This is a genomic window from Occallatibacter sp. (assembly GCF_035317045.1).
GTDB lineage: Bacteria > Acidobacteriota > Terriglobia > Terriglobales > Acidobacteriaceae > Telmatobacter.
In genome coordinates this window covers 121,001-147,525 of sequence record NZ_DATHHT010000040.1, presented here as the reverse complement: position 1 = coordinate 147,525, position 26,525 = coordinate 121,001, and the positions used below count along the sequence as shown (strand labels likewise).

Genomic DNA, 26,525 nt, shown 5'->3' with positions numbered 1-26,525 from the left:
GGGTCACGCCATGGGGAAGAACGTGGAACAAATATACAAGATGATGCTCTTGCGTGAACCCGCCGCCTCCCCGCAATCTTGTAATCATGCCGGAGCTGCCCGATATCTCTGCGTACGTCACTGCTCTTGAAGCGCGGATCATGGGTCAGACGCTGGAGCGCGTGCGGCTGGTATCGGTGTTCCTGCTGCGCTCCGTCGACCCGCCTTTGAGCGCGGTTGAAGGGCGCACGGTTCGCAGGTTCCGTCGCATCGGCAAGCGAATCGCAATCGGCGTCGACGACGAGCTATGGCTAGTGCTGCACTTGATGATCGCGGGGCGACTGCACTGGAAGGCTCCGTCGGCGAAGCTCGCAGGAAGGAACGCGCTGGCGGCGTTCGATTTTCCAAATGGATCACTGACGCTTACAGAGGCTGGTTCGAAGCGGCGGGCTTCGCTCTACGTCGTGCGCGGCGAAGAAGCACTGGAGGCAATGGATCCCGGCGGCGTCGAGATTTTCGAGACGAATCTCGACGGATTTCGAGCAGCGCTGACGGCGGAAAACCGCACCCTCAAGCGTGCACTCACCGATCCGCGGCTGATCAGCGGCGTGGGCAATGCGTATTCCGACGAGATTCTGCATGCGGCCCAGCTCTCGCCTATCGCGCAGACGCACAAGCTGAGACCGGAGGAGTGGGAGCGCCTGTTCGCTGCGGCCAAGGACACCATGCGGCTGTGGATGGACCGGCTCGGTGCTGAGGCAACGAAGGCGTTCCCAGAGAAGGTGACGGCATTCCGGCCGGAGATGGCGGTTCACGGCCGATTCAACCTGCCATGTCCGCGATGCGGGGAGAAGGTCCAGCGGATTCGCTATGCAGACAACGAAACCAACTACTGCGCGAAGTGCCAGACCGGGGGGAAAGTCCTGGCGGACCGCAGCCTGTCGCGACTGCTTGGTTCGGACTGGCCGCGCACGTTGGATGAGTTGGAAGCCCTGAAGAAAAAGTGACTTGCCGGGCAAAAAGCCGCGCAAGATTTGACACGATAGGCTGGTTTTGCGAGACTCAAAGATGCTGCCGATCCGGCGAAGAACGCTGGATTTGTGTCTCGTGCCGAAGTGGCGGAATTGGCAGACGCGCGTGGTTCAGGTCCACGTACTCGCAAGGGTGTGGGGGTTCGAGTCCCTTCTTCGGCACCAAAACTCAAAGTAAAAACCCTCAAAACAAAGAACATAAATCCATCCAAATCACCGCCGAATTACTCATCCCTTCGGTGCGGAATCGTCCGCCGCTACGTTCCAGACTTGGATGGATTTGGGGATTGGGAGTCCTCAAGGGTCTCAACCTTGTCTGAATCGAGCGGTTCGGGCTCCAAACGTGCAATCTTTTCGGCAATGGCAAGCGAAACGAAGTGGTTAAGAGAAATCCCTTCACGTTCGCGATCTCAGGGGCTTCAATTTGCGTCGCGAGTGGCAAGCGCAAGGCAAACACTGGTTGGACTTTGGATTCTCTGAGACGTTGCCCAGCACCGTCGATTTGGGGAATTTAGGCTCAACCATACACCCGTTTCAATTCGAAATGTCACGTACCGGACATTAATCTAAATGATGCAAAAGAGAAGCTCCTCGGCAAGTAGGGTGCTTCAGGCAATGGTATCTGAGCAAAGTTGAACAGCCAGTCCTTCTCGTAATGTGTAGCTTTTTCGAATGAAGGATAAAATTCAAATGCTGGCGGTCGAGTTGGATGGTAAAGACGGGCTGATGGTCTCGTTTTCGGACGGGACCACTGGCGGCTATGTGATTGAGGAATTGCTGGAGCTTAGGCCGGTTCGAGAACGAGTGAAGATCAAGAAGAAGATTCCGAATGCCTCACAAATAAAAGCTCAACCATGACAGTACGTGATGAGCAATCGGACTAGATCACTCAGCGCGATAGGGCTGCTGTTTGCGAAACCAACCTAGTTCCGATTCATCACATTGAACGCAGGCGACGACCACTCTCGTAGAACGAGGGAGCTAACTACCACTTAAGACCTCATCCGTGGTCTTATGTTGAGCGAATTTCGGAGAATCTGCATTTGAGCTTGCTCCAAGTGGAAGCGGAAGAACCCCTCCGCTGTCGCAAGCTTTCTCTATGCAGCCACAATATTGGGTGTTTTGGGTCGGTTTGCGAAACACGTTCTGCACATTACTGGTCTGCCCTGAGTCGGCTTGAATGGGACGGTTGTGTCGCGCCCACACTCTGAGCAGTTGACGTGCGTTTCAATTCGATGCCGCCCTTCGACGCCCTGCCTCTTGACCCTGCATTGCTTGCAGTGTTTCGGGATGTTTGAGAATCCCTTTTCTTGAAAAAACTGTTGTTCTCCCGCCGAAAACACGAACATTAAGCCGCAACTCTCACACTTGATATCTCTGTCAGAAAAGTTCTGCACAAACCCTCCTTTGCACTCAGCAGAGTCAGAGAAGGGTCAACAGTGCCCGCAGTCCTTCTGGGGAACTCGCTGCGTAAGCGAAATATATTAGGCTTTTTGCGGCTGAAAGGTATGTGCGGTGCATGACAAAGACTCCTATTCTTATATGGGAGTTGTCGGGAAGACTCGAGCCCTGACTTAAGGACATCCCGGATGTCTGAGCCCCGCATCGAACCGATTTTATGACCCCTCAGCTTTCATCCGAACTCATCCAATCGCTTCGTGTCACGCTGCAGAAGATTGACGACGACTTTCCGTCGCAAGCGGACGAACAGATGGTCGCAGAGCTAAAGCGTCTCCTGCTATTGCGCATAGCGGAACTTGAATCAGCCGGTACGGACAAGCCAAATTCAACCGATGAGTCTGAAGGCCTTGAACCGTTGTCCGTCGTATGTCTGCGACTGCGCTAAGAGAGATAGTTATCTGCTTTCTGACCGCACGCCGGCGGAATCAAGCGGTGGTTTCTGACTCCTCGAACCTGCACAATCGGATCGTTGCGGGAATTTCTCTCTCGCTGCTGTAATCCCCACCGAGCCGCGCTCCGTCTGGGTTGTTGAGGGGATGGCGATTGTCGGGTTTTCTGCTTGTGATGGACACAGCCGAAAGCCGTTGGTGTCTTCACGTGCGATGAACCAACCGTGCGCGGTGCAATAAATTTCTCATCCCAACGGCAAGTGATGCGACTCCGCGTAAGTTGCATACCTATTGCCTTTGCCATACGAAGGCAGTACGCTTTCTGCAATCTTCCCGGAGTCTCCATGCGGCGTTTCGCTTCCCCGTTGTTGATTTGCCTGGCTCTTTCCGCTTGCCAGGTTAACGCGCAAACACGTCGAGCCTTGCTCATCGGCATCAACACCTATCAGCCGACGGGCACCACCGCCGCGCATCCGGCAGGATGCATTTATGGGCGATGCGAACTCGCGTCATTTGAAAACCTTCAAGGCTCGGTCAACGACGCGCAAGCGATGGCCGACCTTCTGACCAGTCCGAAGTTCGGTTTTCCGGCGGCAAACGTGGCTCTCCTCACCAATCCCGTGCCGCCCCAGCCACGGCCAGGAGTTGCAATTCTTCCGGCCGACCAAACGACTCGCGATGGCATTCTTGCAGCCATGCAGAAGTATCTTGTCGATTTGCCGCAGCGCGGAGACACGGTGGTGTTTTATGACGCCAGCCACGGCTCGCTTCGCATCAACAGCAAGGGAACCAAAATGCAGGTCTGGGCAGACGGCAAAATGGTGCATACCGACAGCACCTTGGTTCCTTCAGATGCTTACAAGGGCGGCTTTGACGTTCGCGACCGAGAGATGACGCGCATATTTAACAGCGCGCTGGACAAGGGCGTTCATCTCACCGTCATCTTTGACAGTTGTCATAGCGGAGGCGCATCGCGCGGCATCGGTCCGAAGTACCGGGAACGCACGCTTGCCTATGATCCGCGCGACATCAACGAGGCACCGGAAGCCGGCCCTGACGGCAAGGAACGGACACCACCGACGGAACGCGCGGACAATCCCGCGCTGGTGTTTTCCGCAGCGCAGCAGGATCAGACGGCAAAGGAGTCACCCCCACCGGACACTGCAGAGGAACCGCACGGCGCATTTACGACAGCTTTGATTGAATCGCTGCAGGTTCTGCCTGCGGATGCACCGGCGTCCATCGTGTATCAGAGGGTAAAGGCGGTTCTCGAAGGAAGCGGGGTCTCCGACGAAGAACCGGACATGGATGCGAATGCCCAGCGCCGCCAGGAGCCTCTGTTTGGGGGAAAGGCCGCAAGCAGCAACAAGGTGTTGACGGCTGCGATCAGAACGGATGACGACGGTGCGGTGTGGCTGGACATCGGGCGCGTATCAGGTGTGGGACCGGGGAGCGAATTCACGATAGCGACTGATGACAGCAGCAAATCGCCGGTGATTCTGCGTGTAACTGACCTGCAGGGAATCGCGCGCTCAACGGCGCAGGTGGTGAGTCCAGCAGGCGCCAAGGTTTTGCCGGGCGAGATTTTTGCGCTCAGCAAACTCGTGCCACCGCAGTCAGATCCGCTTCTCTTCTGGCTCTGGCCCTCAAACCTTTCGCAGGATGAAATTGCTGCTGCGGTCGGGCAGGTGAAGGCGGCAGGAGTGGTCTCAGTCCATGACCCGGCTGAAGAGAATTGGACGCATCTTCTCAGCTGGGATGGAACGAATTGGACGCTGCAAGAAGCGAAGCCGGGTGGCACTGCAAAATCAGCTCCGCAAGGGGCAAGAAGCCTGAACACGCTTGCGCTACCGCCCATGAATCTTGGGCCCAAACTCACGGCCGACGCCTTGAAGCAACATCTCAGTGCAGATTCCCGCGTATGGGTGAACTTGCCGGTGCCGCAGGAAGTAGCGGACAAGCTTTCGCTCCGCGATCCGCAAAGCGCCGTGCAAGCTGCGAAGGATTTTGCCGGCGCCAACTATCTCTTGACGGGAGCGCTTACCGACGACGGCCCCGCTTACGCATGGTTCCACAAAAGCGAGTTTGCCGCCGGACCGCGACCTAACAGTGCGATCAAGGATCATAGCCCAGGCTGCTCGACGGATTCTCCTTACCCGGTTCGAACTGATTGGACTGCGCTGGGAGACTCAGCGCAACCCGGCACGCTGACCAAAAAGCTGAATGATTACGCGCAGCGCCTGGGCAAGGTCCATGGCTGGCTCACGCTGCAGGACAGTGCCAATGGTGAGTCTGCCGAGAGCTTCTATAAGCTGGCCCTGGTGCATGCTCCGGATGGCGGTACCCTCTCGCAAGAACAAGCCGCGCATCCCGGCGACAAGCTTCAAATGCTTTTGCAGTCAGAAGATCGAGTTGTGGATCCGCGCTGGGTGTACGTTCTCGACATCAGTTGCAACGGGAAGGGAACTCTTCTCTATCCCATCAATTTCGCCGAAAATCAGTTTCCCAAGGCCGGAACCAGCGACCGCAAATTTGTTCTGCCGCATTCACTTACTCTGAAGGTCGGGCCTCCATATGGAGTAGATACGCTCATCATGCTAAGTACAGCGCAGCCGCTGCCCGATCCGTCATCGCTGACATTTGAGGGGGTCGCCACGCGCGGAGGACGCGGCGCCGACACTCCTTTGCAGAGGCTGTTAACCAATGCGAGCAGTTCGACTCGTGGACTACTAGAACCGGTGCCAACCGATTGGGGCATCACCGTAACAACACTTCACAGCGTCCCACAGGGTGACGCGAAACAAGCCCAGTGATCGGGCGAATGTCGCCTGATTGAATCGCTCACGCAATTGCACCAGCAAGGAGAAAGACCATGCCCGTTTCTCGTCGCCGTTTTCTTGGAGACGCCTCAGCAATCAGCCTTATGGCTGCGCTTTTGCCCGGCATTTCCGCAGCGCAGGAAGCTGCACCTCAGAATAGTTCCACGGAAGATGCTCCGCACGATTCGTATGACTTCTGGAACGGATTCTTTGACTCGGTGAATCCGATGAGCCATAACTACGGGCAGAAATCGGCCTCGCGCGGGCCGAAGGATCAACTTCCTGACCCAGCTGTAGAAACGCAGTATCTGCACTACAAGAGCGACGAGAAGAAGCTGCGCTATGCAACCGATATCGGCAAAGACGAACTGCTGGACCACGATGGCGATGTGGCCATCAGCATCGCGCTCTCGCAGTTTCATCCAGGCACAAGCGAGAACAATCTGAAAGCCTCGCAGCTTCGGGTCGATACGACGCAGATTCACGCCTATCGGAACATCATTGCTCCCCTTGCGTGGACCGCAATCGCATCGGTTGAGCCGGATAAAGCCGGAAAGATTTCGTTGGAGCAGCTCGGTTTCAAGACACCCCAGGCCACCCAGGGGACCAGTAAGATTTTGCTTACACAAGGAACCGGCAAAATGGCGGTGAACGTTTCAAGGGCGCCAGGAACATCAATCTTCGTGAAAGCGCTCAACGTCATCATTGCGGGAACAAAGATTGCGGCGCCGCTGGTGACGCTGCCTGCAATCAGCGTTCCTGCCTTGAATGCATTTACCCAGGTGATGAGCTACTGGGAGGATCGCACGCGGTTTGTGATGGCCGGAAATCTGACAACCGCAGTAGCTACGCAACAAGCACATGGCGATCCAGATCGCGAAGACCACTATATCGGGTTGCTTTCGGGCGACTACTTGATGGTTCCGCAGAAGCATACTGACGAACTTGCAAAGTCGCTGCCCGACCTCGACCTGGTACAGGGCTATCTTGTTCGCAAGGACGCCGATCAGAATCTACCCCTGGCAACACGCGCTCAGAATGCACTACCGGGGATCACCTATGCTTCAATGCGCATCAGCGTAGTGCCGCTGGACGGGTCATCGACGGACAAGTCGGCCGGTCCAAGCGGGGGCGGAGGCGGGAGCGACGATTCGGCGGGCGGATCAAGCAAGAAAGGCGGCTCCAAGAAAGGGTCGGGTAAAGGCTCGGGTTCCGGCAAAACCGGCAGCAAGGCTGGCGAGAAGACCGGCGACAAGCCCAGCGATGCTACAGATGAGAAGAAGCCCCAAACCAACTGATTGCGAACAATCAGGAGCGGCGCCGATTCCTTGAAGTCGGCGCCGCTTTTCTTTGACTGCACGCAATGGCTTAAGCAGCGCGGTTCCCTTCACCCTCCGGGTTGCGACGATCATGGCATGCGATTACACTTGCTCGTTCAGCTGATTACGAGACATGCTGCGCCGACACCGAGGCACATGAACGACAGTGTCGATCGCGTCCCTGGAGCAAATGATGAAACGCCTCGCCCTCCTGCTTGCCTGCGCCGCTCTTGCAGGACACGCCCAAAACTATACGCGCGGCATTGGCGTGTACCCTGGCGATCCGAAGGAGTACACCGGGCCCACACTTGTGGCGGACGCGCATACCTATCGCAACCTTGCTCTTCATCGGCCCGCGTATCAATCGAGTGCGTATGACTATAACCTGACAGCGCAATTGATCACCGACGGCATCAAGGAGACCACTGTGCCGCAGTGGATTGAGACCTCGACAAGCGATGCTGGCGTCTTGCCGAAGACTCAACGAGAGATCTTCCTGGATGGTAACGACACATCCTCCGTGGATGTGTCGGGCGATTCGCCGTGGATCGAATTCGATTTGAAGGGCGGAAGCGAGGTCCCGGAGATCGACCGGATCGACCTTTATCTACGCAAGATTTATGGCAAATCGCTATCGGGCACTTGGACATACACGGTTCTGGGTTCGGATGATGGCGTGAAGTGGAAAGAGGTGGGCCACGCGTCCGGTTCGCAGTGGCCCGACATGCGGGCTCCAGGGCCGAGCTTTTTCGAGTCGATTCTATTCCGAGCGCCTGCCAAGTTTCGTTCTTACCGCGCTCAGCTCTCTGCTCCCAATCTGCGCATCTGGGGAGTGGCGGAGCTGGCCCTCTTCGATAAGGGACAAGCAGTTCGCGTGGCGGGCCCCGATCTCTTCTCGAGTGCGTGGATGAGTGCCGGCAGCGGCGAAGAGTGGGTCGACGTTGATCTGGGCTCCGTGTGCACCTTCGATCGCATCGCGCTCGATTGGATCGCACGCGCAATCGAAGGCGAAATCCAGGTGTCGGATGACGCGAGCAACTGGAAGACGCTGCAGGCGCTCCCGGCGTCCGGCAGCGTAAACGATGACATCCACTTGGCGCAGCCGGCACGCGGCCGCTATGTGCGATTGCTGATGACCAAGCCGGAGAAGCCGGGCGACCGCTACATACTAAGCGAACTCGAAGTTTATGGTCGCGGCGGATTCACTGCACAGCCGCATGCGCCCACTCCGGTAGACGGCAATGGCACCGTGCCTCTCGCGGGTGGCAACTGGCGCGTCCAGCGTGCATCGCTTGTGCCGATCGACGGTGAAAAACTCGCGATGCCTGGCTTTGTCGACAAGGATTGGATGATTGCGACCGTTCCGGGCACTGTGTTGACCAGCTATCTAAATGACGGTGCGATTCCCAACCCTGACTTTGGTGACAACCAATACGCCATCTCCGATTCGTTTTTCTGCGCGGACTTCTGGTATCGCGACGAATTCAACGTGCCTGCAGGGCAACGGCCCGACGAGCACACATGGCTCAACTTCGACGGCATCAACTGGAAGGCTGAAGTCTTTCTGAATGGCCACCGCGTAGGGAAAATCGACGGCGGCTTCATGCGTGGACGTTTTGATGTATCGGCTCTCGTGCATCACGGCGGAGTGAATGCGCTGGCCGTGCGCATTTTTCGCGTTGCAAATCCCGGCAGCACCAAAGACAAAGCGGGACCAACGGTAAACGGCGGCGCGCTGGGCCGTGACAATCCCACATACCATGCTTCGGCAGGGTGGGATTGGATGTCGACGATTCGCGGGCGCGACACTGGCATTTGGAGCAATGTCTCGATCACCACCAGCGGCCCGGTGAAGATCGAAGATCCGCTGGTGACAACGACAATTCCGCTGCCCGACACCACGCACGCGGATATCGCCATGCAAGCCACGCTTCGGAATCTCGATGCAAAGCCGGTGACTGGGACTCTGCGGGCACGCTTCGGAAATGTGAATATCGAGATGCCGGTAACGATCGAGGCCTCGTCGACAAAAGCAGTTGAATTTTCGCCGGCAACACAGGCCGCGCTCCATCTCGTGAATCCAAACCTTTGGTGGCCAGTGGGTTACGGCGAACCCAACCTTTATCCCGTTTCATACAACTTTGTTATCGATGGCGCAGTATCGGATCAGACTTCATTCAATATTGGCGTGCGTCAGTTTACTTACTCAGAAGACGGCGGAGTGCTGAAGATCTGGATCAACGGGCGGCGGTTCATAGCGCGCGGCGGCAACTGGGGATTTCCGGAGTCGATGCTGCGCTATCGCTCACGTGAGTACGATGCGGCCCTACGCTATCACCGCGATGAGCACTTCAACATGATTCGCAACTGGGTTGGACAGACCGGCGATGAGGCATTCTACGACGCGGCAGACCGCTACGGCGTGGTCGTTTGGCAGGATTTTTGGCTCGCCAATCCATGGGATGGCCCCGACCCGGACGATAACAAATTGTTCCTCGCAAACGCGCATGACTACCTGCTGCGCATTCGCACTCACGCCTCGCTGGGAATTTTCTGCGGGCGCAACGAAGGATTGCCACCACAGCCTATCGACGATGGTCTCCGCGAACTGGTGGCGACGCTCGAACCCGGATCGCATTACATTTCGAGTTCGGCTGACGGGCCGGTTAGCGGTCACGGACCATATCGTGTTGAGCCGCTTCGCTACTACTTTGAACACGCGCCAACAAAACTGCATAGCGAGATGGGCTCGCCAAATGTTGTGGACATGGATGATCTGCGCAGGACAATGCCGGAATCGGCGATGTGGCCGCAGGGCTATCAGTGGCCGCTCCACGACTATCACGAGCACAATCCGTTCACTACGGCGGTTGAGAAACAGTATGGCGGTGCATCCGATGTTGCCGGCTGGGTGAGCTTCGCCCAGTTTGTGGATTACGACGGGTATCGCGGAATGTTCGAGGGGCAAAGCAAGAATCGGCTGGGACTGCTGATCTGGATGAGCCACTCGGCGTGGCCCTCACTGCTGTGGCAGACCTACGACTACTTCTTCGACACCGACGCCGGTTACTATGGGGCAAAAAAAGGCGCAGAGCCTTTGCACATCCAGTGGAATGCTGCGACCGACGCTGTCGAAGTGGTGAATTACAGTGCCGGCGAACAGGGAGGCCTGACAGCCCATGCACAGATAATCGGCATCGACGGCACAATGAAATGGGAGAAGAGCGCGGCACTCGACAGCCACGAGGACAGCACCGTTTCTCCATTGCAAATCGAATTCGCTGCCGGGCTGGCGCGAACGCATTTCATCCACCTGTCGCTGACGCGCGGCGCAGAAGTTCTCTCGTCGAATTTTTATCTGCACGGACTTGCGGAGGGCGATTACCAGGGAATTCGCAATCTGGCCGCCGCACGGGTGAACGCAAAAACACGCATCACGCGCGATGGCAAGGAATGGAAGATCACGACTATGTTGCACAATCTTTCGAAAACACCCGCATTGATGGTGCGCGTGAAAGCGACCCGCAGCAAGAGTGGCGATCTGATTGTGCCAGCGCTCTACAGTGACAACTACATCGCGCTCATGCCGGGAGAGAAACAAACCATTTCCATTTCGCTCGAAGATGCGGATACGCGCGGAGAGAGACCGAGTGTGCGCATTGAAGGCTATAACCTCGTCGGCACGCTTCGATAGATCTGGCCCTGGCTTTAGACACGAATGTCGCGTTCGAGGCTTTCGCGGTCCCACTTCATTGCTGTGGCACCTGCCTCATAGGTGCTTTGGCAGAAAGCCAGCAGGGCTGCGGTGGGAGATGCTGCCACGCGGATATCGTCATACATGACAATGAATTCGCCAAGGCTCTCGTCAAAACGCGCACTCGGGGGCGAGACTCGCGCCTCGCGGATTCGCGCTGGCGACGGCGCCATGTATGAGTAGAATGCCGGTCCTTTAAAGCCGGCCCCCGGCCAGAAGCCAACGCTGCTTACCTCGTGCGAATATGCCTCGCGGGTAACAGCGTCTGCGCCATCGCGCGGCGGCGCTTTCCGGCCGGAGAATCGCGTGACCGCAAGATCGAAACTTCCCCAGAAGAAATGCACGGGGCTACTCTTCCCGATGAATCGCGCTCTGAATTGCTCGAAGACTTCATGGGCCGAGAGGAGGATGCGCCAGAACCTTGCCACCGCCTCCGGATCATAGGAGCTATGCTGCCGATCCTGATCGAACCGGATTGGGTCAGGAATCTCGGCCGGCATCGGCCAGATTCTCACGTTGATGTCGGCGGAGCGGAGCATGTCGAAACATTCGCGGTAGAAATCCGCCACGGCGAACGGCCTGAGCGGAATCATCTTCACGATAGCGCCGCTGGTCTCGAGAACAAGCTGGTGGTGAATGAAGTCAAAGCGGAGTTCGAACGATCTGTCTCTATACGGAATACACGAGGTGGTCAGCCCGCGAGACGTAACGTACAGCGGTACGTTCCACCAGTGATTGACGAGTGGCGTTAGCCGCAAGCGGATCTTGCCGACGATCTGTGTCCACATGTGAAGGGTGGCATAGGTGTCTCGCCAGGACTCGAGCGGGAGAGCCGGCCAGCATTCCGGACGATCTGGTGCGTTGTTCACTTTCTCTCGACCTCGGAGGCATCAAATGGAAGGGAAAGCTGACGCCAATGAAACCGATTATCCTCCTTCTGCTTCGTCTGCGGGGAGATCGCCTCCAGATGCCAGGCATCGACGATTCTCCTAAAGCCCCCTCTTCATGCGAAACTCGCGCACCACTTCGGCAGGGTCGCGATGTTGACCGTCGACGGCTTCGTTCATGGCCCGCATGTCCTCTGCGGTAACTTTTCCGGCCAGCGCGTGGAGCGCGGTGGCGATTTGCGGCCAGCGCCGAAGAGTGTCATCTCGAACAAGTGGGACAGCCTGGTATGGCGGGAAGTAGTGGCGGTCATCCTGCAGCGCAACGAGGCCCATGGCCTGGATAGGGCCGTCAGTCGAATTCGCTGCAATTATGTCGACTTGGTGCGCGTTGAGCGCGCGGTAGAGCAGGCCGAGATCCATGGTGCGCGGCAGCCCGCTGAAATGCAGGTTGTATGCGGAATTTAGTCCAGGGAGTCCGTCAGGGCGCTGCTCGAATTCGTATCCCACGCCAAGGCGCCATTGCGGAGCATAGGACGCGGCCTGGCTCAGCGTCGCCAGTTGCAGGCGTCGCGCATCCTCACCGCGGATGACCATGGCGAAAGTGTTTTCGAATCCGAGGGGCTCGGCGACGGTGACGCCGTAGCGTGACGCATAGAGCCTCCGCACGGTATCGAGAACAGACTGGGGATTCCGATCGACCGGCTGCTTGAGAATTGCGGTGAGCGCTGTGCCTGTGTATTCAACGTAGGCGTCAATGCGGCCAGCGACGAGCGCCTGGTTGCAGATGTAGCTGCCAGCAAGGTAGAACCGACGCTCCACCTTGAGGCCTGATTGGGCTTCGATCTCCTGTGCAAGAAGCTCGCCGAGGATGACCTGCTCCGTGAAGTTCTTCGCACCGATGATGGGGTGGTTGGGACGCGGCGGCGAGCAACAGACCAGAGAAAAGCAGAGCAAAAGGATAGAGGGAACGCGAACCAATCGGCTCATCGAACGGAACCATCAGCGTTGGGGATTTTGAACCGGCGTTCGAGCAATCCCAGTGCTGCATCCGCTGCAAGAGCCAGCAGCGCTGCCGGAATTGCCCCCGCCATGACGAGCCGATTGTCGATTGAGGCGACACCACGAAAGATCAGTTCGCCCAGGCCGCCGGCACCAACCGCAGCTGCGATGGTCGCGATACCGATGCATGTAACCGTGGCCGTGCGAAGCCCCGCGAAGATAAACGAAGCCGCGAGAGGAAGCTCGATTTTGAAGAGGCGTTGCGCGTCCGTCAGGCCGATGGCTCGAGCCACTTCGTTCAGCGTCGGATCGATGCCGCGAATCCCGGCATACGTGTTGCGCAGAATGGGAAGAAGCGCATAGGCAGTGAGAGCAACGATGGCAATGCGAGCGGCGCGCTCGCCAAGCCATGGCAGCGGCAGAAGAAATCCAAACATCGCCAGAGATGGAATGGTCTGCAGCACATTGGCTACACCGATCACTGGCTTGGCCCATCGCGGCGAACGCGTTAGCCAAATGCCTGTGGGTACAGCGATGAGGGTCGCAAACAGCATGGCCGCTCCTGTGAGCCAGAGATGCTCGAGCGTTAGCGTTGCGATTTCGCCGCCGTATTGCGAAAGAAATGAGCTCATCTGTGTCCGTCCGTTGCAATGGGATTCGCCAAGGCCGCGGATTGACCTCGGCGGAATGCGCGGGCATAGGCGACGATCTCTGGTAAATCCGATTGAAGGAATTTGTCGCGAGCAAGATTTGCGATGACCCTGCCCTCGCCGAGCAGCACGATGCGGTCCGCGAGGTAGAGCGCTTCATCCAGGTCGTGCGTTACCAGCAGCACGGTGGTGCGAAGCCGCTTGAGAAGATCGCGGAGCATGTCCTGCATCTCCGCCCTGGTCACGGGATCGAGCGCGCCGAACGGCTCGTCCATCAGCAGAATCTTCGGCTCCGCAGCGAGCGCACGGGCCAGGCCGACGCGTTGCCGCTGCCCTCCAGAAAGTTGATGAGGATATCGATCGGAAAACGCCGCAGCATCCAGTCCGACCATTTGCAGCAGCTCGTCGCTGCGTTGAATTCGCTGCGGCCGCGGTTGCGATTCAGCTTCAAGAACGATGCCAACGTTGCGCTCCACATTAAAGTGTGGAAACAGACCGGTCTCCTGGATCACATAGCCCATCTTCCTGCGCAGATCCACAAGCGCCAACTCCTGGATGTTGGCCCCGGCGACCAGGACCCCGCCTCCGGTCGGGTCAATCATGCGATTTGCTGTGCGCAGAAGCGTCGTCTTCCCCGAGCCGCTGCGTCCGAGGATTGCTGTGACGGTGCCCTCCTCAAGGGCGAGGGACACGTCATTCAGCAGCAGTCGTCCGGTCGCTACCGCCACGGAAACATTTCGGAATTCTAGTGCAGCACTCATCGCAATGACTTGAGGTGCAGCTTACCACGGCGGTCAGAAGGGATCCTCCTCCAGATCGCTCGATTGCTGTTCAACGAACATCGCTATTGCTTGGTCACATCCGTCTCGTTATCGTCCGCATCGCGGTCAATAAGCTTGTTTAACGGGTCGATTCCCGCGCGATCGGGCATCTTATCGACGATGATTTCAAAGGTCTGCTTGCCGTCGTGCACCCATTGCTTCTGCAGGGAGAGAGGCTTCTCATTGTCGCGCGGACCGGTGAAGACCCCGATATCGATCAGATCGTTCATCTTTTCGGGAGTCTCATTTCCGCTACCATCGGACTTCATCTTGTGCGCCTCAATAACCAGTGTGACTTTGAATTTGTGGTCCGGCGTCTGCGTCACAGTCGCTGACTCCACACGATTGTTATAAAGCACAATATTCTCAAACGAGTCGTCGATAAAGTACTGAAGGTTGGTTGGGGTTTGTGCTCGCAAAGCTGCAACCAGTTCGCGTGTGTCTGGATAGGGACCGGACTGGCTGGTGCCGGCGTTGGCGTAGCGGTACTGCATCAAAAAGTTATGAAGCGCCAGGTTTACCTTGTCTTCCCCGATGTAGTCCGACAACGCGTACATGATCTGGCCGCCCTTCTGGTACCAGACATACGCCTCCTGCTGCACCTGGGCAAGAGGCTCCTCGCGCCGAACCTCGGCGCCACGTCCACGCAGATACCGATCCAGTTCGTACTTGAGGAACTTGTGCATATGGTCATCGCCGTAACGGTGCCGCATCGTCATCAGCGCGGAGTATTCGGCCAACGTTTCCGACATCATGTTTGATCCGGCAACGCGGCCGCCGATCAATTGATGCGCCCACCACTGGTGCCCAAGTTCGTGTGCGGTAACAAAGTAAGTGAAGTCGATATCGGTAGGTTTCTCCATCCGCTCGATAAACCCGATGCTCTCGGAGAAAGGAACGGTGTTGGGGAACGACTGCGCGAAACCGCGGTAGCGCGGAAACTCGAGGATGCGATATTGCTTGAACTGGAAAGGACTGAAGGCCTTCTCGTAGAATGCGAGTCCGGCCTTCGAGGCGTCGATCATATCCTGCACGTCGAAGGTGTGCGAAGGCAGGTGATAGACGTCGATGGCGATGGGGCCGTTGGCGCCCTGAAACGAGTCGCGCGTAACCTCGAATTTACCGGAGATGAAAGAGAAGAAGTCGAGAGTCTGAACGTCTCCCATGTCATAGGTGAAGTAGTGGCGGCCGTTGGCGACCCAGTCCTTTGTCAGGTAGCCCGGCGAAATGGCGATCTGATCGGCCGAAGTGCTGACGGTGGTGCGGTAGTGGACCCAATCGGCCTGCGGGCTAAACAGGTTGGTAACGCTGCCGACGGGATCCCCGCGATTGGGAAGCACTTCTTGCGCACCGAGATGTTCTTCGCGACGGCGCCGGGGATCGCTCAGTTCGTTATCTGCGCTATAGCCAATGCTCGGGAAATATCCGGAGTCGAAGAATGTTCCGTTGTAGGCGAGTTCGGCCCGCTCGTGTCCATCCATGAAGCCGCGGCTCTCCTTGACCACGTTGAACGTCATGTTCATCGTCTCGCCGGGCGCAAGTGGCGTGTCGAGAGCGTAAATCACGTAGAGATTGCGCGCGCTTGCTGAGGCGATGTGGAAGGGGCGATCGAAGGCTACGTTCGAGATCGATTGCTGCGCATCCGTAAGATGGATCTGCGCGATGGGCTGCGCCGTTTTGTTTTGAAGCACGAAGTGGCCTGTTCCGCTGAAGGAACGGCGTTCAGGATAGATGTCGATCAGTGCATCGACTGAGACGATTTTGGGCTGCGGCAGGTGTTCGAATTTCTTGAAGGTCTTTTCGTAGTCTGCCTGGATAACGCGCCGGTCCTTGTTGGTCAGGAATTCATTCAGCACATGGGTGTTGTAGTAGAACCACCACCCGCTGCCCACGGCCAGTAGACAGAGGATCACGGCTGTCGGGGCAAGCCCGAGCGCATTCTGACGCAGCAGTTGCAACCGCGCACGCAGCGAGTCTTCCGCGCCCCGGCGGGCGAGCCCGATGGAGACGACGCCGAGAAGAGCGGCTATCGAAAGCCAATAGGTAAGCGACCAGAGCAGCGGCTGGACAAAGTGCCCGTAGCCATTCATATCGGAATATGTATACGGTGGAGTGGCTCCGAAGAGATAGAGTGTGTTCTCCCATCCGAAGTTGAAAAGTATTGCCTGTAATAGAAAGGCAGCAATGACGATGCCGTGGCCGATGAACTTATTAGACACGACGGTTTGCACAAACATCGCTAGCAGCGCAAAGGTGAGAATCTGCGGGAACGTAACGACATAGAGTTCCTTCGCATACTGCAGCAGTTCGTAATGATGGTAGCCGGCAATGGTCTGCATGATGATTCCGCAGAATCCCGCGATCGTAAGCAGTGCGAGTTCCACCACGCAGAGCGCCGTGAGCTTTGAGAGCCAGTCTGTCGATTCCTTCATGGGGAGCGCGTCGTGGATACCCTCGAAGCGTGTGTCGCGCTCACGCCAGATGAGTTCGGCTGCGTAGAACGTGGAGACAATGTAGAGGAAGATGATTGCTCCGCCCTCGACTGACTGCAGCATCAGGTAAGTGACGGGCCAGACATTCATGCCTTCGACCCGCCCCGCGTAGTGCCCGTTGTTGAGGGCCACCCCGGCCATCAGGACGAGGAGCACCCAGAAGGGAACATCGCGTACGATATTTTGCACGCGCATGCGGGTCAAGGAAAGGTATTGCGCAGTCGAGGTGCCTATACCGAAGAACTGCTGCACAAGTGGAATTCTTGCAACGGCTCGGCTACGGACCGGATTCAACTCTTCGTCCTGCTCGAGCGCAATGCGGGCACGCTTGCTGCTGGTGCGGGCTGTGAGCGCCTCGAGGGACATGGGGAAGAACTTCCACAATAGCCCCAAAGTCACAAAACCAACGCAGATCCAGAGAATCCGGTTGTAGAAGAATACTCCGCCGGCAGAGTGGAGCGACCATGAATACTGAAGAGTATTCTTCTCAACCACCGTCCAGTAGCGCGTGATCGAGTCATTGAGAATAACGCCGACGGGGTCGAAGACGCCGGGCCAGAAGAGTGCCGTGCTGCGGGTCGCAGAAAAGGCACCCAGACCGATGAGGTACAAGATCAAGAAACCAGCACCCTGCACGTAGACGATGAAGATGCGACGGGTTAGCGCCGCCACCATAAAGAACAGAGATCCGATGAAAAAGACCTGCACCAGGATGGTGGAGATAAACGGCGCCAGATACCACGACAGGTGGGTTGACGCGATGCGGGTGTGGTCTGCCCAGGGCGCCAGGGTCCCCAGCAACTCACCGAAGATCAGGCCGGAAAATGCGAATGCGGTTGCAAGGAACGACCCGGCCCATCGCCCTCCAAGATAGGCAAACTTAGTGATCGGTTTTGTAAACAGGATCTGCGTGGTATCGCGCTGAAAGTCTCGCAGAATCGAAGTGCCGAAGATCGCGCCGATGATGATCAGGCCAAAGAATGAGGCAAAGACATCGTTGTAGATGTTTGCATAGGGTCCGTTGAGCAGCACTTTGCCATTGCCGGATGCAATCGGGCCAAAGTTTTCCGAGGCGATACACAGAAAACTGAAGGCGAACCAGATGGCAAAGTACACATAAGTCGAAATGCTTTTGAAACGAAACTTCAGTTCAAAGTTGAAGAATTCCAGAAACAATCGCATGGCGCTCTCCGTGCTTTAGTTCTTCGCGTGACGGGAAAGACTGAGGAAGTAGACGTCTTCCAGTTCGGACTCAGAGGGCTTGAATCCGTCTCCGGGATCGGCATCAGAGAAAACGCGAACCTCGTGCTGTCCCGCGATCAAGTGCGTTGAGATGACCTGCAGATTCGTTTCGAGCGCTTTCAATTCATCGTCGCTGGCGACAACTTTCGACCAGATCTTTCCACGCAACGCGCCGAGCGACTCCGTTGGGGAGCCTTCCAGCAGAACCTTCCCGTTCGCAATGATCGCCATGCGCGGGCAGAGTTCACGGACGTCTTCGACGATATGCGTGGAGAGGATCACGATGACATCGCGTCCGATGGAGCTAAGCAGATTGAGAAACCGGTTGCGCTCCGCGGGATCGAGGCCCGCCGTGGGTTCATCGACAATGATCAGCTTGGGCTTGCCGAGCAGGGCCTGTGCAATTCCAAAGCGCTGCTTCATACCGCCCGAGTAGGTGCCGAGCGACTTCTTGCGAACGTCCCAGAGATTTGTTTGATTGAGAAGCGCGTCGACAATCTCATTGCGCTCGCTCTTCTTGGTAATGCCCTTCATCACGGCGAGATGATGCAGCATGTCAAGCGCCGAGACCTTCGGATACACGCCAAATTCCTGGGGCAAATATCCGAGGAGCTTGCGGACTTCCGTCTTGTTCGAGAGAACATCCAAACCGTCGAGGCTCACGCTGCCGGCATCGGGCGCTTGCAACGTAGCCACGGTGCGCATCAGCGTGCTTTTCCCCGCGCCATTCGGACCGAGCAAGCCGAACATGTTGTTTCCGATTGTCAAAGAAACGTTTTGGAGCGCTTTCACACCGTTGGGGTAGGTCTTCGAGAGACCAGAGATGGTGAGAGCCAAGGCTGTTGACCTCCTGCCTGATATGTGGATATGCCTGATTTTGACAAAGGACGGGGGAACTTAGCGGTCATGCTATCACACTGATAGGTCAGCCAGATACCGCCCACTGGGGGATGGTTGAACTGAATCGTGCGGCGCTGCGACAGCCGGAGAACTTGAATCGTGCGGACATTCAGTGCAAGGAAGGCTCTCACTGTCTATCGCGTTCATAACCGGCTCAATGCTGATTTGACGTCTCTGCTGCCTGCATCCGTCGCCACATCAATGAATAGACGAGGATGACGCAGTAGCTGATGAGCGGCACCGAGTAAGCCAGCGAGATGCGATGGGTCGTCTGCGAGATCCATCCCATCAGCGGTGTGAGTACGGCTCCGCCGACAATGGACATGACAATGAGAGAGCCGCCAATCTTGGTGTTCTTGCCGAGGCCTTCAATCCCCAGCGCGAAGATGGTAGGAAACATCACGGACATGAACAAACTGGTAAAGAAAATGGCCCAGAGGCCGACCCATCCGGGCAAAAGAACGCCGACGCCGACAAGAACGATGTTGATCACGCTGTAGAGAGCCATCAAGCGATGGGGGCGCACATAGCGCATAATCGCCGACGATCCGAAGCGACCAACGCCGAATGCCGCCAGTGTTCCTGTGAGCAGGTAGCCGGCGATTTTTTCATGCTGATGCGTCGAGTCCTGGACATACTGGATGAAGTAACTCCACGTGCCGACCTGTGCGCCCACGTACATGAATTGAGCGAAGATGGCAAAGAGAAATGTGGGATAGCCGAGAAGGTCCCGGAATCTTCCGTGGCTTTCTCCCTCAGGCTGGTGTTCACCGGCCACGACAGGGAAGCGCGTGAGTGCGATGAGCACCGCCCAGACAATCGTGATGGCACCCAGAACCATGTAGGGCGCGACGACGCGCATGGTCTCGGCGCGCAGATAGGCCGTGTAGGTATTCGTGGCCTGCATTGCGGCCACTTGCGAACCGCTGAGTTCGATTCCCGAGAAGATGAACACGGTGCCCATCAATGCGCCGGTGATCGAACCAAGCGGATTGAAGGCCTGGGCGAAGTTGAGACGTCGCGCGGCGGATTGGGGATCACCCATCTGCGCGACGAATGGATTCGACGCGGTCTCGAGAAAAGCCAGACCACTGGCGATGACAAACAGCGCTGCAAGGAAGTATGGGTAGCGACCGATGATGGCAGCCGGCCAGAAAAGGAAGGCTCCGATGCCGAACAGCAACAACCCCACGATAAAACCGGACTTATACCCGAAACGCCGCATCAGCAGCGCCGCGGGAGTCGCCAGAAGAAAATAGCCCATGTAGAAAGCTGACTGCACTAGCCCGGCCTGGAAACGGGACAGGGCGAACGACTTCATGAACTGGCGGATCAGTACGTCGTTCAGGTTGTTGGGAACTCCCCACAGGAAAAACAACGCCGTCACCAGCATGAAGGGAATCAACACTCCATGAGGGATCAAACGAGGCTGAACGGGCTCTGCCGGCATTTCTTCAGTGGAACTGACGGACATTAACGATCCCTTCTTGCGCTTGATTCTTTGAGCTCGCCGTCGGAGGGCATCTCCTGCCGCGTCACAAGCGAACACGAAACATCAACTCTGCCATGCCGGCGGCACGAAGGGCAAGAGGGGCAGGACCTTGTACGGTGTTGAATCCAGGGATACAGAGGCGGGGCCGACTCCGGCATGGACTCGGAGGCGGGATTCGCTCATTCAAACGAGAAAGGACAAATTGCGGAGAATATTGAACGAATGACGACGAAGGGCATTCCCATCGCATTAACTCACCTTCGCACCGCTGTCGAACAAGGAGATCAGCCGGCTTACATCGCCCGCATTCTGGCGTAGCGACGAATATCGGGGGCAAGCGACACCGCTGCGCTCCCAAGCACAAGTACTCCAACGGCGATCAATATCCATTTGAGGTTCAGCATTTCATCTCCTTCTTCCGGTTCCGCGATTTCCTTCCGGCGCATTGCTGCGAAATCATCTATGGGAAGCCGTGGCACATCCACTCCTATAGCAGGTGCTTATCGACAACGACGGACGAATCAAAAAACACCGCACCGGTGTTGCCGTCGCCATCCTCTGCAACTGTCAACTCGCCGCTTGGATGCCGAAGTTTCTTGAAGGGGATGCCCGGGTCTGCATCCGCCTGAAGACAACCAACATGGAGTGGCTGGCCGGTTTGAATTCAAGGATCCTGGTCAATCCCCCGAGTGCGGATCTCGACTTGCGCGACCGGCCCACTTGCTCCACAACGCGGGGTCGGCCAGCATCTTGATATAGACGCCTCCCACGACGGAGCGCGCCTGAAAGCCAACGTGCTTCGCCGTCACGGTGTCGTACCAGTCCGTCATCGGCACCCTGTCTGGGGTCTTGTCAAGAAAAGCGGCGATCGGCGCCGCAATCGTTCGAAAATCGGCCGCATCCGTCGCAAGCGTCGCCGACCAGATCGTCCAGTCGAGCTTCGTGTACTTTGCCCGATTATCCAGGGGCAGGCCGTAGGCGTTCAGGTGAGCCTTGTAAAACGCCACTTCCTTTTCGGCTACTTCCTGCGGAAACATGTGAAGGCCCAGAATGCTATCCCAGACGAGGTTGTATTTCTGGCTCCACGTCCCGGGCTTATCGAACGCGAGTCGATAGTGATCTCCATCCGCAGCCATCTTCACCCAATTGGCGGCCATGGTTTTTGCCGCGCTCCCGTACTTCGCAGCCGCCGCATGATCTCCCAGTTTGTCGGCCAACTGCGCGTACGCTGCCAGCGCCTCAATCGCCTTGATCGAGAGATTGGTGTTATGCGCCAGATGTCCGGCAAAGTCATCCGTACACAATTGATTTTCCGGATCGAATCCCTTTTCCAGCAGGAACTCCGCCCACTTGGTCAGTACTGGCCAATGGCGCTGTGCGTACGTCGCATTGCCTTCTGCATGCGCGAGCGCGGCAAACATCAAAATCATATTGCCCGATTCTTCAACAGGCATCTGATCCTCTTCGCTTACCTCGCCCCCACCGTAGAGCTGTCCGTTTGCAAGTGGGTAGACTCCCAGGTCGTGTGGTGCGAAAGGAAACTTCCAATGGCTGCTTTCTGCATAACGCACTACGGGCTCAAGCTGCGCCTCGACCAGCTTGGGATTCAAAAACAGAAACATGGGCGACGAGGGGTAAAGTACATCGACCGTCGAGATCGAGCCGTTGCTGAAATTCTCCTTGGGCATGAAGAAGGCAACGCCCGCATCGTCCTCGACGAGTTTGTGCGCGCCGATTGCCTGCCGAAAAGCCAGAGTGGCAATCGCCGCGTACTCCGGTCCGCCGGCTTGCAGCAGGTCCCGCGTCAAATCGGCATCGTATTGCTCGGCGCGGCGCCGCATTGACGGGTAATCGCGCTCGGCTCCCTCCATCAACGCGCTGAAATTCGAGAACTCCTTGCGCCAATACGGCAAAAGCCTCTGCCGCATGTACTCCACCGAATACATATCGTCATAACCCAGCAGCATGTGACGCGTCACAGCGGTTGCGCCCACAGCACCGAGCGGCAACACGACATTCAACGCCGGCGGAGAAGGATAGCGACTCTGCGGCATTCTCGGCTGATCCAGGTCATCTTCTGCAGGAATCTTTCCGGTCCTAGCGAAATCATCTCGATAGGCCTGGTTTCCGGCCGCGCAGACTGCATCCTCTGTGCCAGGAATCCCCAGGTAAAAATAGCCCCAGTTGATCCGAACGTCGTCGCCCCAATCTTCAAGTACAGGCTGCTTTGAACTGCCAACCCGCAGCAGATGCATTCCCTGGATCTCTGCGCGCGACCACGTCACCGTCTCATCCGCACGATTGACGGCCATGTTGCCATCCGCATCGAAATAGAGTGCGACATTGTGCGTGGCGCCATCGCGCGACTTCACATCCCAGGTGAGATAGGTAACGGGCCGCGCCAGCACGGCAAGTTCCTCGGGAAAAGCCGGAGTAAGAAACGTCAGTTTCAACTCGATCTCCGGCGACTGCAAGGTGACCATCGTGCGTGTTGGCGTGATTTCGCGATGCGTCTCTGTCAATGCCGGAATGTCTCCGTCCGCGTCGCCCAGATAGCGCCAGGTCTTTGTATCTATCCTGATCAGCCCATTCAATGACTGCCGCGCGCCCGTCCAATGTCGAGTCGAACTATCTGTGAGCCGGTCGCCGATCGACCAGATGCTGAAATATGGATCGTGAACAATCAGGGGAGTTGCCGGGGCGCGCAGGGTCTGAGCCGCATCCTCTGCCTTCAAGAACTGACCGGCCATCCCACCGAAGAGCAGAACGCCTGAGACTGCAATCGAAAATATGGCCTTCATATGCAATTTCCCTTTGGTTTGATCCAACCGACTTCAAGCCCGTCGTCGTGGACTTCCGCTTGTCCAACTATCCAACATAATTCACCGAAACGGAGCATGCGCGGTCAACTGCCCTTCAACTGGCACGAAGATCTATGGGAAACAAATGTGCCATCCGGCAGAACAGGAAAGCGAGAATCAAATTTCGCACATCCATCCTCTCTTTCGAGGGGGTCAGGTCAGGATGGCTCAGTGAGCGCGAAAACGTGGCAAGATGCATGCAGTTCCCACGAAAGTTACGACCGTGACGGAATCGGGTTTGTGGATGATTCAACGTAAGTTATTGAGGGGTTTGGAGGCGCGGGCCGGGATCGAACCGGCGCATAAAGGTTTTGCAGACCTCTCCCTTACCACTTGGGTACCGCGCCTTTGGCAGGGCTGTCTTTTATTCAGCGCTCCATATCGCCGTAGCCAACCCGGCTGGCGCCGGAGGGCGATTTGGAGCGGGAGACGAGATTTGAACTCGCGACCCTCGCCTTGGCAAGGCGATGCTCTACCACTGAGCTACTCCCGCTTACTGCAAGGTTGAGTATACCGGGAGGCTCAAAACGGGTCAAACCGCTGAAACTGCTTCGCCCAAGCCCCGCCGGCCTTTCAGGCGAAGCCTCCCTGGGCGCCCAACCCTTTCTCCACCTTGATGATCTCCCCATCCCGCATGTGCAGGACGCGCCCGGCAATCGCCGCCGCCTCCGGATTATGTGTAATCATCAGCGTCGTCTGGCCGAGTTCACGATTCGACCGCATCAGCATCTTCAGCACTGCATCGGAGTTCTTCGTATCCAGGTTACCCGTCGGTTCGTCAGCCAACACGATCGACGGCCTTGTGATCAGCGCCCGTGCAATCGCCACCCGCTGCTGCTCACCGCCGCTCAATTCTGACGGCCGGTGCTCCAGCCGTCCCCGAATCGACAACAGATCGCTCAGATGTTCCAGGTACTTGCGATCCATCGGTTCCTTGCGGCCACTCACCGTGTAGGCAATTTCGAGGTTTCCCATGGCGGAAAGTGTCGGCAGCAGGTTGAATTTCTGGAAGACGAAACCAATCCTGTGCTTGCGCAGCCGCGTCCGTTCCCCATCGCTCAGGCTCGCAAAGTCCACTCCATCGATTACAACCTTGCCTTCGCTGGCCCTCGTGAGGCCGCCCAGCAGATAAAACAGTGTCGATTTCCCCGACCCTGAAGGCCCGACAATCGCAACAAACTCGCCCCGTTTCACTTCAAAGGAAACAGAACGCACGGCAGCGACCATGATCCGGCCCGCGGCGTAAACCTTACTCAGATTTTCGGCAACAATGATAGGAATCGAAGTGTCTGCCTGCACAGCATTTATTGTAACTGTCGCATACGCTTGGCTATCCGGGACGCTCCGATCAGGCAAACGCATTCCGGCGCGCATAATTCATCAGTTCCGCCTGAAACCCCATTCGCGACCTGAACCCCACGTACCCATCCGGGCGCAGGACAAAGATCTTTCCGTCATCGCCGAGCAGCCGCCTTCCATCATCGTAGAAATCCGATGTGGCCACCGACACGACATCAGCGTCGGCGTCGCGTAGTTCGTTTTTCATGGTTTCGATGTCGTCCTTATCGAGATTCAGCCCAAACACGCGATGCTTTGGCGCAGTCCAATCCTCTAGTAGCCTCGATCGCACTATTCGATTCCGTAAAGGCAGGTCCGGAAGGCGATCGCCGGCTCGCAGATGCCCGTCGCTTCCGAAGTCCGCAACAATCGAAGACGAACGATACTCAATCGCAGTCTCTGATACGAATCCCACTGCACCTCTTTGCACCGCCGGCAGCCGCACGATGATCGGCGCAAAAGTATCTCGAAGCTTTTCGATAACCGGATTCGAAATCGTCGCAAGCTTCAGGCCCCGCTCCGTAAACCGCAGAAGAGCTTTCCCTACTTCACCTCGTTCCTCTTCGTAGCTATCCAACAACGAGTCGTCGGCCCCGCGCACCACCGCCGCAAGCTTCCATGCCAGGTTCGCAACATCCTGAATTCCCGTGTTCATTCCTTGCCCGCCAACTGGTGAGTGAATGTGCGAGGCGTCGCCTGCCAGAAAGACGTTCCCAACCCTGTAATGTTTCGCCTGCCGGTCGGTGACGTGAAACGGTGTCATCCATTCCGCGGAATGGATCTGAATTCGAACCCCCACTCGGTCCACCATCCCCTGCAAATCCTCGACCGTCAACTCTCGATCGCTGTCGATTTTCGGCTGTTCATGCAATGCCACAATCAATCGAACGACCTTGTCTGTCAGGCGCGCCAGAAACACGACATTCCCGCGGCTCACGTGCAGCGATAGCTCATCCTGCGGAACATCCGGTCCTGTAATCTCCGCATCCGCGAGGAAGAACGATAACCCCACCCTGGCGCCTTCAAAGACCGTTCCCGTCTTCTCGCGAACTACGCTGTGTGCGCCATCGCAACCGATCAGCCAGCGCGGCGACACCTCTTCGGTTTGGCCGTCCGCGCGCCGCAGCGTCGCCCGGAGTTCAGGGTCCTGCTTGAGAGAAATCAACTCAACGTTGCGCTCCGTCTTTACCCCAAGAGCCTCCATATAACCGTTCAGCAGGGACTCGGTCTCCGACTGCGGAATAAACAGCGCGAATGGATAGGGGCTCTTTACACCATCCAGCTTGAAGTCAACAATCAACTTGCCTTCGCTGTAGAACTTTGCCTCACGCAGCCTGCGCCCGTGCGCGATCGCCGTGTCCGCAAGCCCATACCTTTGAAACTGTTCCAGTGTCCGAGCCTGCACTACCAGCGCCTGCGAGTGCTGTGCCAGATGATTGCACTTATCGACTACGCGCACATCCATCCCCATGCGTTTCAATTCGATAGCTGCCGTCATACCGGTCGGCCCCGCACCCACAATCAGAACTTTTTTGCTCGCCATGCCTTCTGCTCCTGCGCATCCCGGGTCAGTGCTCGCCTTCAGGCACTTCCGTTTCTTCTACCTCTCTTGAGATGCCGTCCTTGCCATCGCAGGCAGCATCCCAGCGGCCTGCCCGCCCCCGCCCATTCGTCAAGCTTTGCTAGAATCGTCGCACTAGACCGAGGAGGAATCCCGCATGGCCGCTGGTGCCGGAGCCGCTGCAGCCGCTGCAGCCGTCGCAAACGCTGTCAAAGCCTCAGGCGCAATCGTCCAGGTCGAGCCCGAGGATTTTCTTAAAATCCTGGCGCGTGCCAAGGATCCTCTTGTCGTCACGGCCGAAGGCGGATTTTTCAAAACCAAGTATCAGTACCTCACCAGCTACAAAGGGCTCGACTTCTACTGCAATTCCGACGAGCTGCTCCCCATCCCCGTAGGAACGGAACTGATCCGCGCCGGCAAAATCTGGATTCCAGGCATGTAAGCCGGCACTGAGGCTGGTTGCCCGTCCTGGCTCCGCTCGGGAGTGTGGACCGTTGGGTCCCGCTTAGGAGCCGGTTTCCCTGATCGCC

The 26,525-nt window shown here is 57.2% G+C and carries 18 protein-coding genes and 3 tRNA genes; 8 read left to right on the top strand and 13 right to left on the bottom strand.

The genetic code is table 11. The annotated features are described in order from the left end of the window. The first annotated feature begins 86 nt into the window (after positions 1-86). From VK574_RS19810 to VK574_RS19800, 3 genes are all read left to right on the top strand, one after another. Positions 87-986 carry an Fpg/Nei family DNA glycosylase gene (locus VK574_RS19810; RefSeq protein ID WP_472801604.1) on the top strand — a complete coding sequence of 300 codons (900 nt, stop codon included), beginning with the start codon at positions 87-89 and terminating at the stop codon, positions 984-986. 102 nt (positions 987-1,088) lie between these two features. Continuing rightward, positions 1,089-1,175: transfer RNA gene (locus VK574_RS19805), tRNA-Leu, on the top strand. A gap of 507 nt (positions 1,176-1,682) precedes the next feature. Continuing rightward, positions 1,683-1,868 (top strand): hypothetical protein, encoded by a 186-nt coding sequence (locus VK574_RS19800; protein WP_472801603.1) that lies wholly within the window; start codon positions 1,683-1,685, stop codon positions 1,866-1,868. 239 nt (positions 1,869-2,107) lie between these two features. Here the strand turns inward: VK574_RS19800 and VK574_RS19795 are convergent, their stop codons facing one another. Next, positions 2,108-2,407 (bottom strand): zinc-ribbon domain containing protein, encoded by a 300-nt coding sequence (locus tag VK574_RS19795; protein ID WP_472801602.1) that lies wholly within the window; start codon positions 2,405-2,407, stop codon positions 2,108-2,110. Positions 2,408-2,628: 221 nt separating this feature from the next. Here VK574_RS19795 and VK574_RS19790 point away from each other — a divergent pair, with 221 nt between their 5' ends. The 4 genes from VK574_RS19790 (at position 2,629) to VK574_RS19775 (ending at position 10,692) form a co-directional block, all read left to right on the top strand. Further along, positions 2,629-2,856 carry a hypothetical protein gene (locus VK574_RS19790; protein ID WP_472801601.1) on the top strand — a complete coding sequence of 76 codons (228 nt, stop codon included), beginning with the start codon at positions 2,629-2,631 and terminating at the stop codon, positions 2,854-2,856. A gap of 348 nt (positions 2,857-3,204) precedes the next feature. Next, complete coding sequence (locus tag VK574_RS19785) at positions 3,205-5,673, top strand: caspase family protein (RefSeq protein ID WP_472801600.1); 2,469 nt, start codon at positions 3,205-3,207, stop codon at positions 5,671-5,673. 59 nt (positions 5,674-5,732) lie between these two features. Continuing rightward, positions 5,733-6,977 (top strand): hypothetical protein, encoded by a 1,245-nt coding sequence (locus VK574_RS19780; RefSeq protein WP_472801599.1) that lies wholly within the window; start codon positions 5,733-5,735, stop codon positions 6,975-6,977. Positions 6,978-7,188: 211 nt separating this feature from the next. Then, complete coding sequence (locus VK574_RS19775) at positions 7,189-10,692, top strand: glycosyl hydrolase 2 galactose-binding domain-containing protein (protein ID WP_472801598.1); 3,504 nt, start codon at positions 7,189-7,191, stop codon at positions 10,690-10,692. A gap of 14 nt (positions 10,693-10,706) precedes the next feature. Here the strand turns inward: VK574_RS19775 and VK574_RS19770 are convergent, their stop codons facing one another. The 12 genes from VK574_RS19770 to VK574_RS19715 form a co-directional block, all read right to left on the bottom strand. Next, positions 10,707-11,621, bottom strand: coding sequence for a DUF5996 family protein (locus tag VK574_RS19770; protein WP_472801597.1), 915 nt, complete (start codon positions 11,619-11,621; stop codon positions 10,707-10,709). A gap of 120 nt (positions 11,622-11,741) precedes the next feature. Then, positions 11,742-12,626, bottom strand: a complete 885-nt coding sequence (locus VK574_RS19765; protein WP_472801596.1) for a glycine betaine ABC transporter substrate-binding protein — start codon at positions 12,624-12,626, stop codon at positions 11,742-11,744. Continuing rightward, entirely contained in the window at positions 12,623-13,270 is a 648-nt protein-coding gene (locus tag VK574_RS19760) for an ABC transporter permease (protein ID WP_472801595.1), read from the bottom strand. Before VK574_RS19760 ends, VK574_RS19765 begins: the two co-directional genes overlap by 4 nt. Beyond that, positions 13,267-14,016, bottom strand: coding sequence for an ATP-binding cassette domain-containing protein (locus VK574_RS19755; RefSeq protein ID WP_472801594.1), 750 nt, complete (start codon positions 14,014-14,016; stop codon positions 13,267-13,269). The genes VK574_RS19760 and VK574_RS19755 overlap by 4 nt, the downstream gene beginning before the upstream one ends. 116 nt (positions 14,017-14,132) lie before the next feature. Next, a complete protein-coding gene (locus tag VK574_RS19750; RefSeq protein WP_472801593.1) occupies positions 14,133-17,783 on the bottom strand; it encodes an ABC transporter permease/M1 family aminopeptidase in 3,651 nt (1,216 codons plus the stop codon). Between the two features lie 15 nt (positions 17,784-17,798). Continuing rightward, positions 17,799-18,680, bottom strand: a complete 882-nt coding sequence (locus VK574_RS19745) for an ABC transporter ATP-binding protein (RefSeq protein WP_472801592.1) — start codon at positions 18,678-18,680, stop codon at positions 17,799-17,801. Positions 18,681-18,897: 217 nt separating this feature from the next. Further along, a complete protein-coding gene (gene fucP, locus VK574_RS19740) occupies positions 18,898-20,217 on the bottom strand; it encodes an L-fucose:H+ symporter permease (protein WP_472801591.1) in 1,320 nt (439 codons plus the stop codon). 695 nt (positions 20,218-20,912) lie between these two features. Then, positions 20,913-23,036 (bottom strand): glutaminase family protein, encoded by a 2,124-nt coding sequence (locus VK574_RS19735; protein WP_472801590.1) that lies wholly within the window; start codon positions 23,034-23,036, stop codon positions 20,913-20,915. 332 nt (positions 23,037-23,368) lie between these two features. Next, positions 23,369-23,443 (bottom strand) — tRNA-Cys (locus VK574_RS19730). 71 nt (positions 23,444-23,514) lie between these two features. Further along, positions 23,515-23,589: transfer RNA gene (locus tag VK574_RS19725), tRNA-Gly, on the bottom strand. Positions 23,590-23,669: 80 nt separating this feature from the next. Then, positions 23,670-24,323: an ABC transporter ATP-binding protein gene (locus tag VK574_RS19720; RefSeq protein WP_472801821.1), complete on the bottom strand. Its 654-nt coding sequence runs from the start codon at positions 24,321-24,323 to the stop codon at positions 23,670-23,672. 121 nt (positions 24,324-24,444) lie between these two features. Beyond that, on the bottom strand, positions 24,445-25,977 hold the full coding sequence (locus tag VK574_RS19715) for an FAD-dependent monooxygenase (protein ID WP_472801589.1): 1,533 nt from the start codon (positions 25,975-25,977) through the stop codon (positions 24,445-24,447). Positions 25,978-26,152: 175 nt separating this feature from the next. Between VK574_RS19715 and VK574_RS19710 the strand changes: the two genes are divergently transcribed. Next, entirely contained in the window at positions 26,153-26,437 is a 285-nt protein-coding gene (locus VK574_RS19710; protein WP_472801588.1) for a hypothetical protein, read from the top strand. Positions 26,438-26,525: the final 88 nt, after the last annotated feature.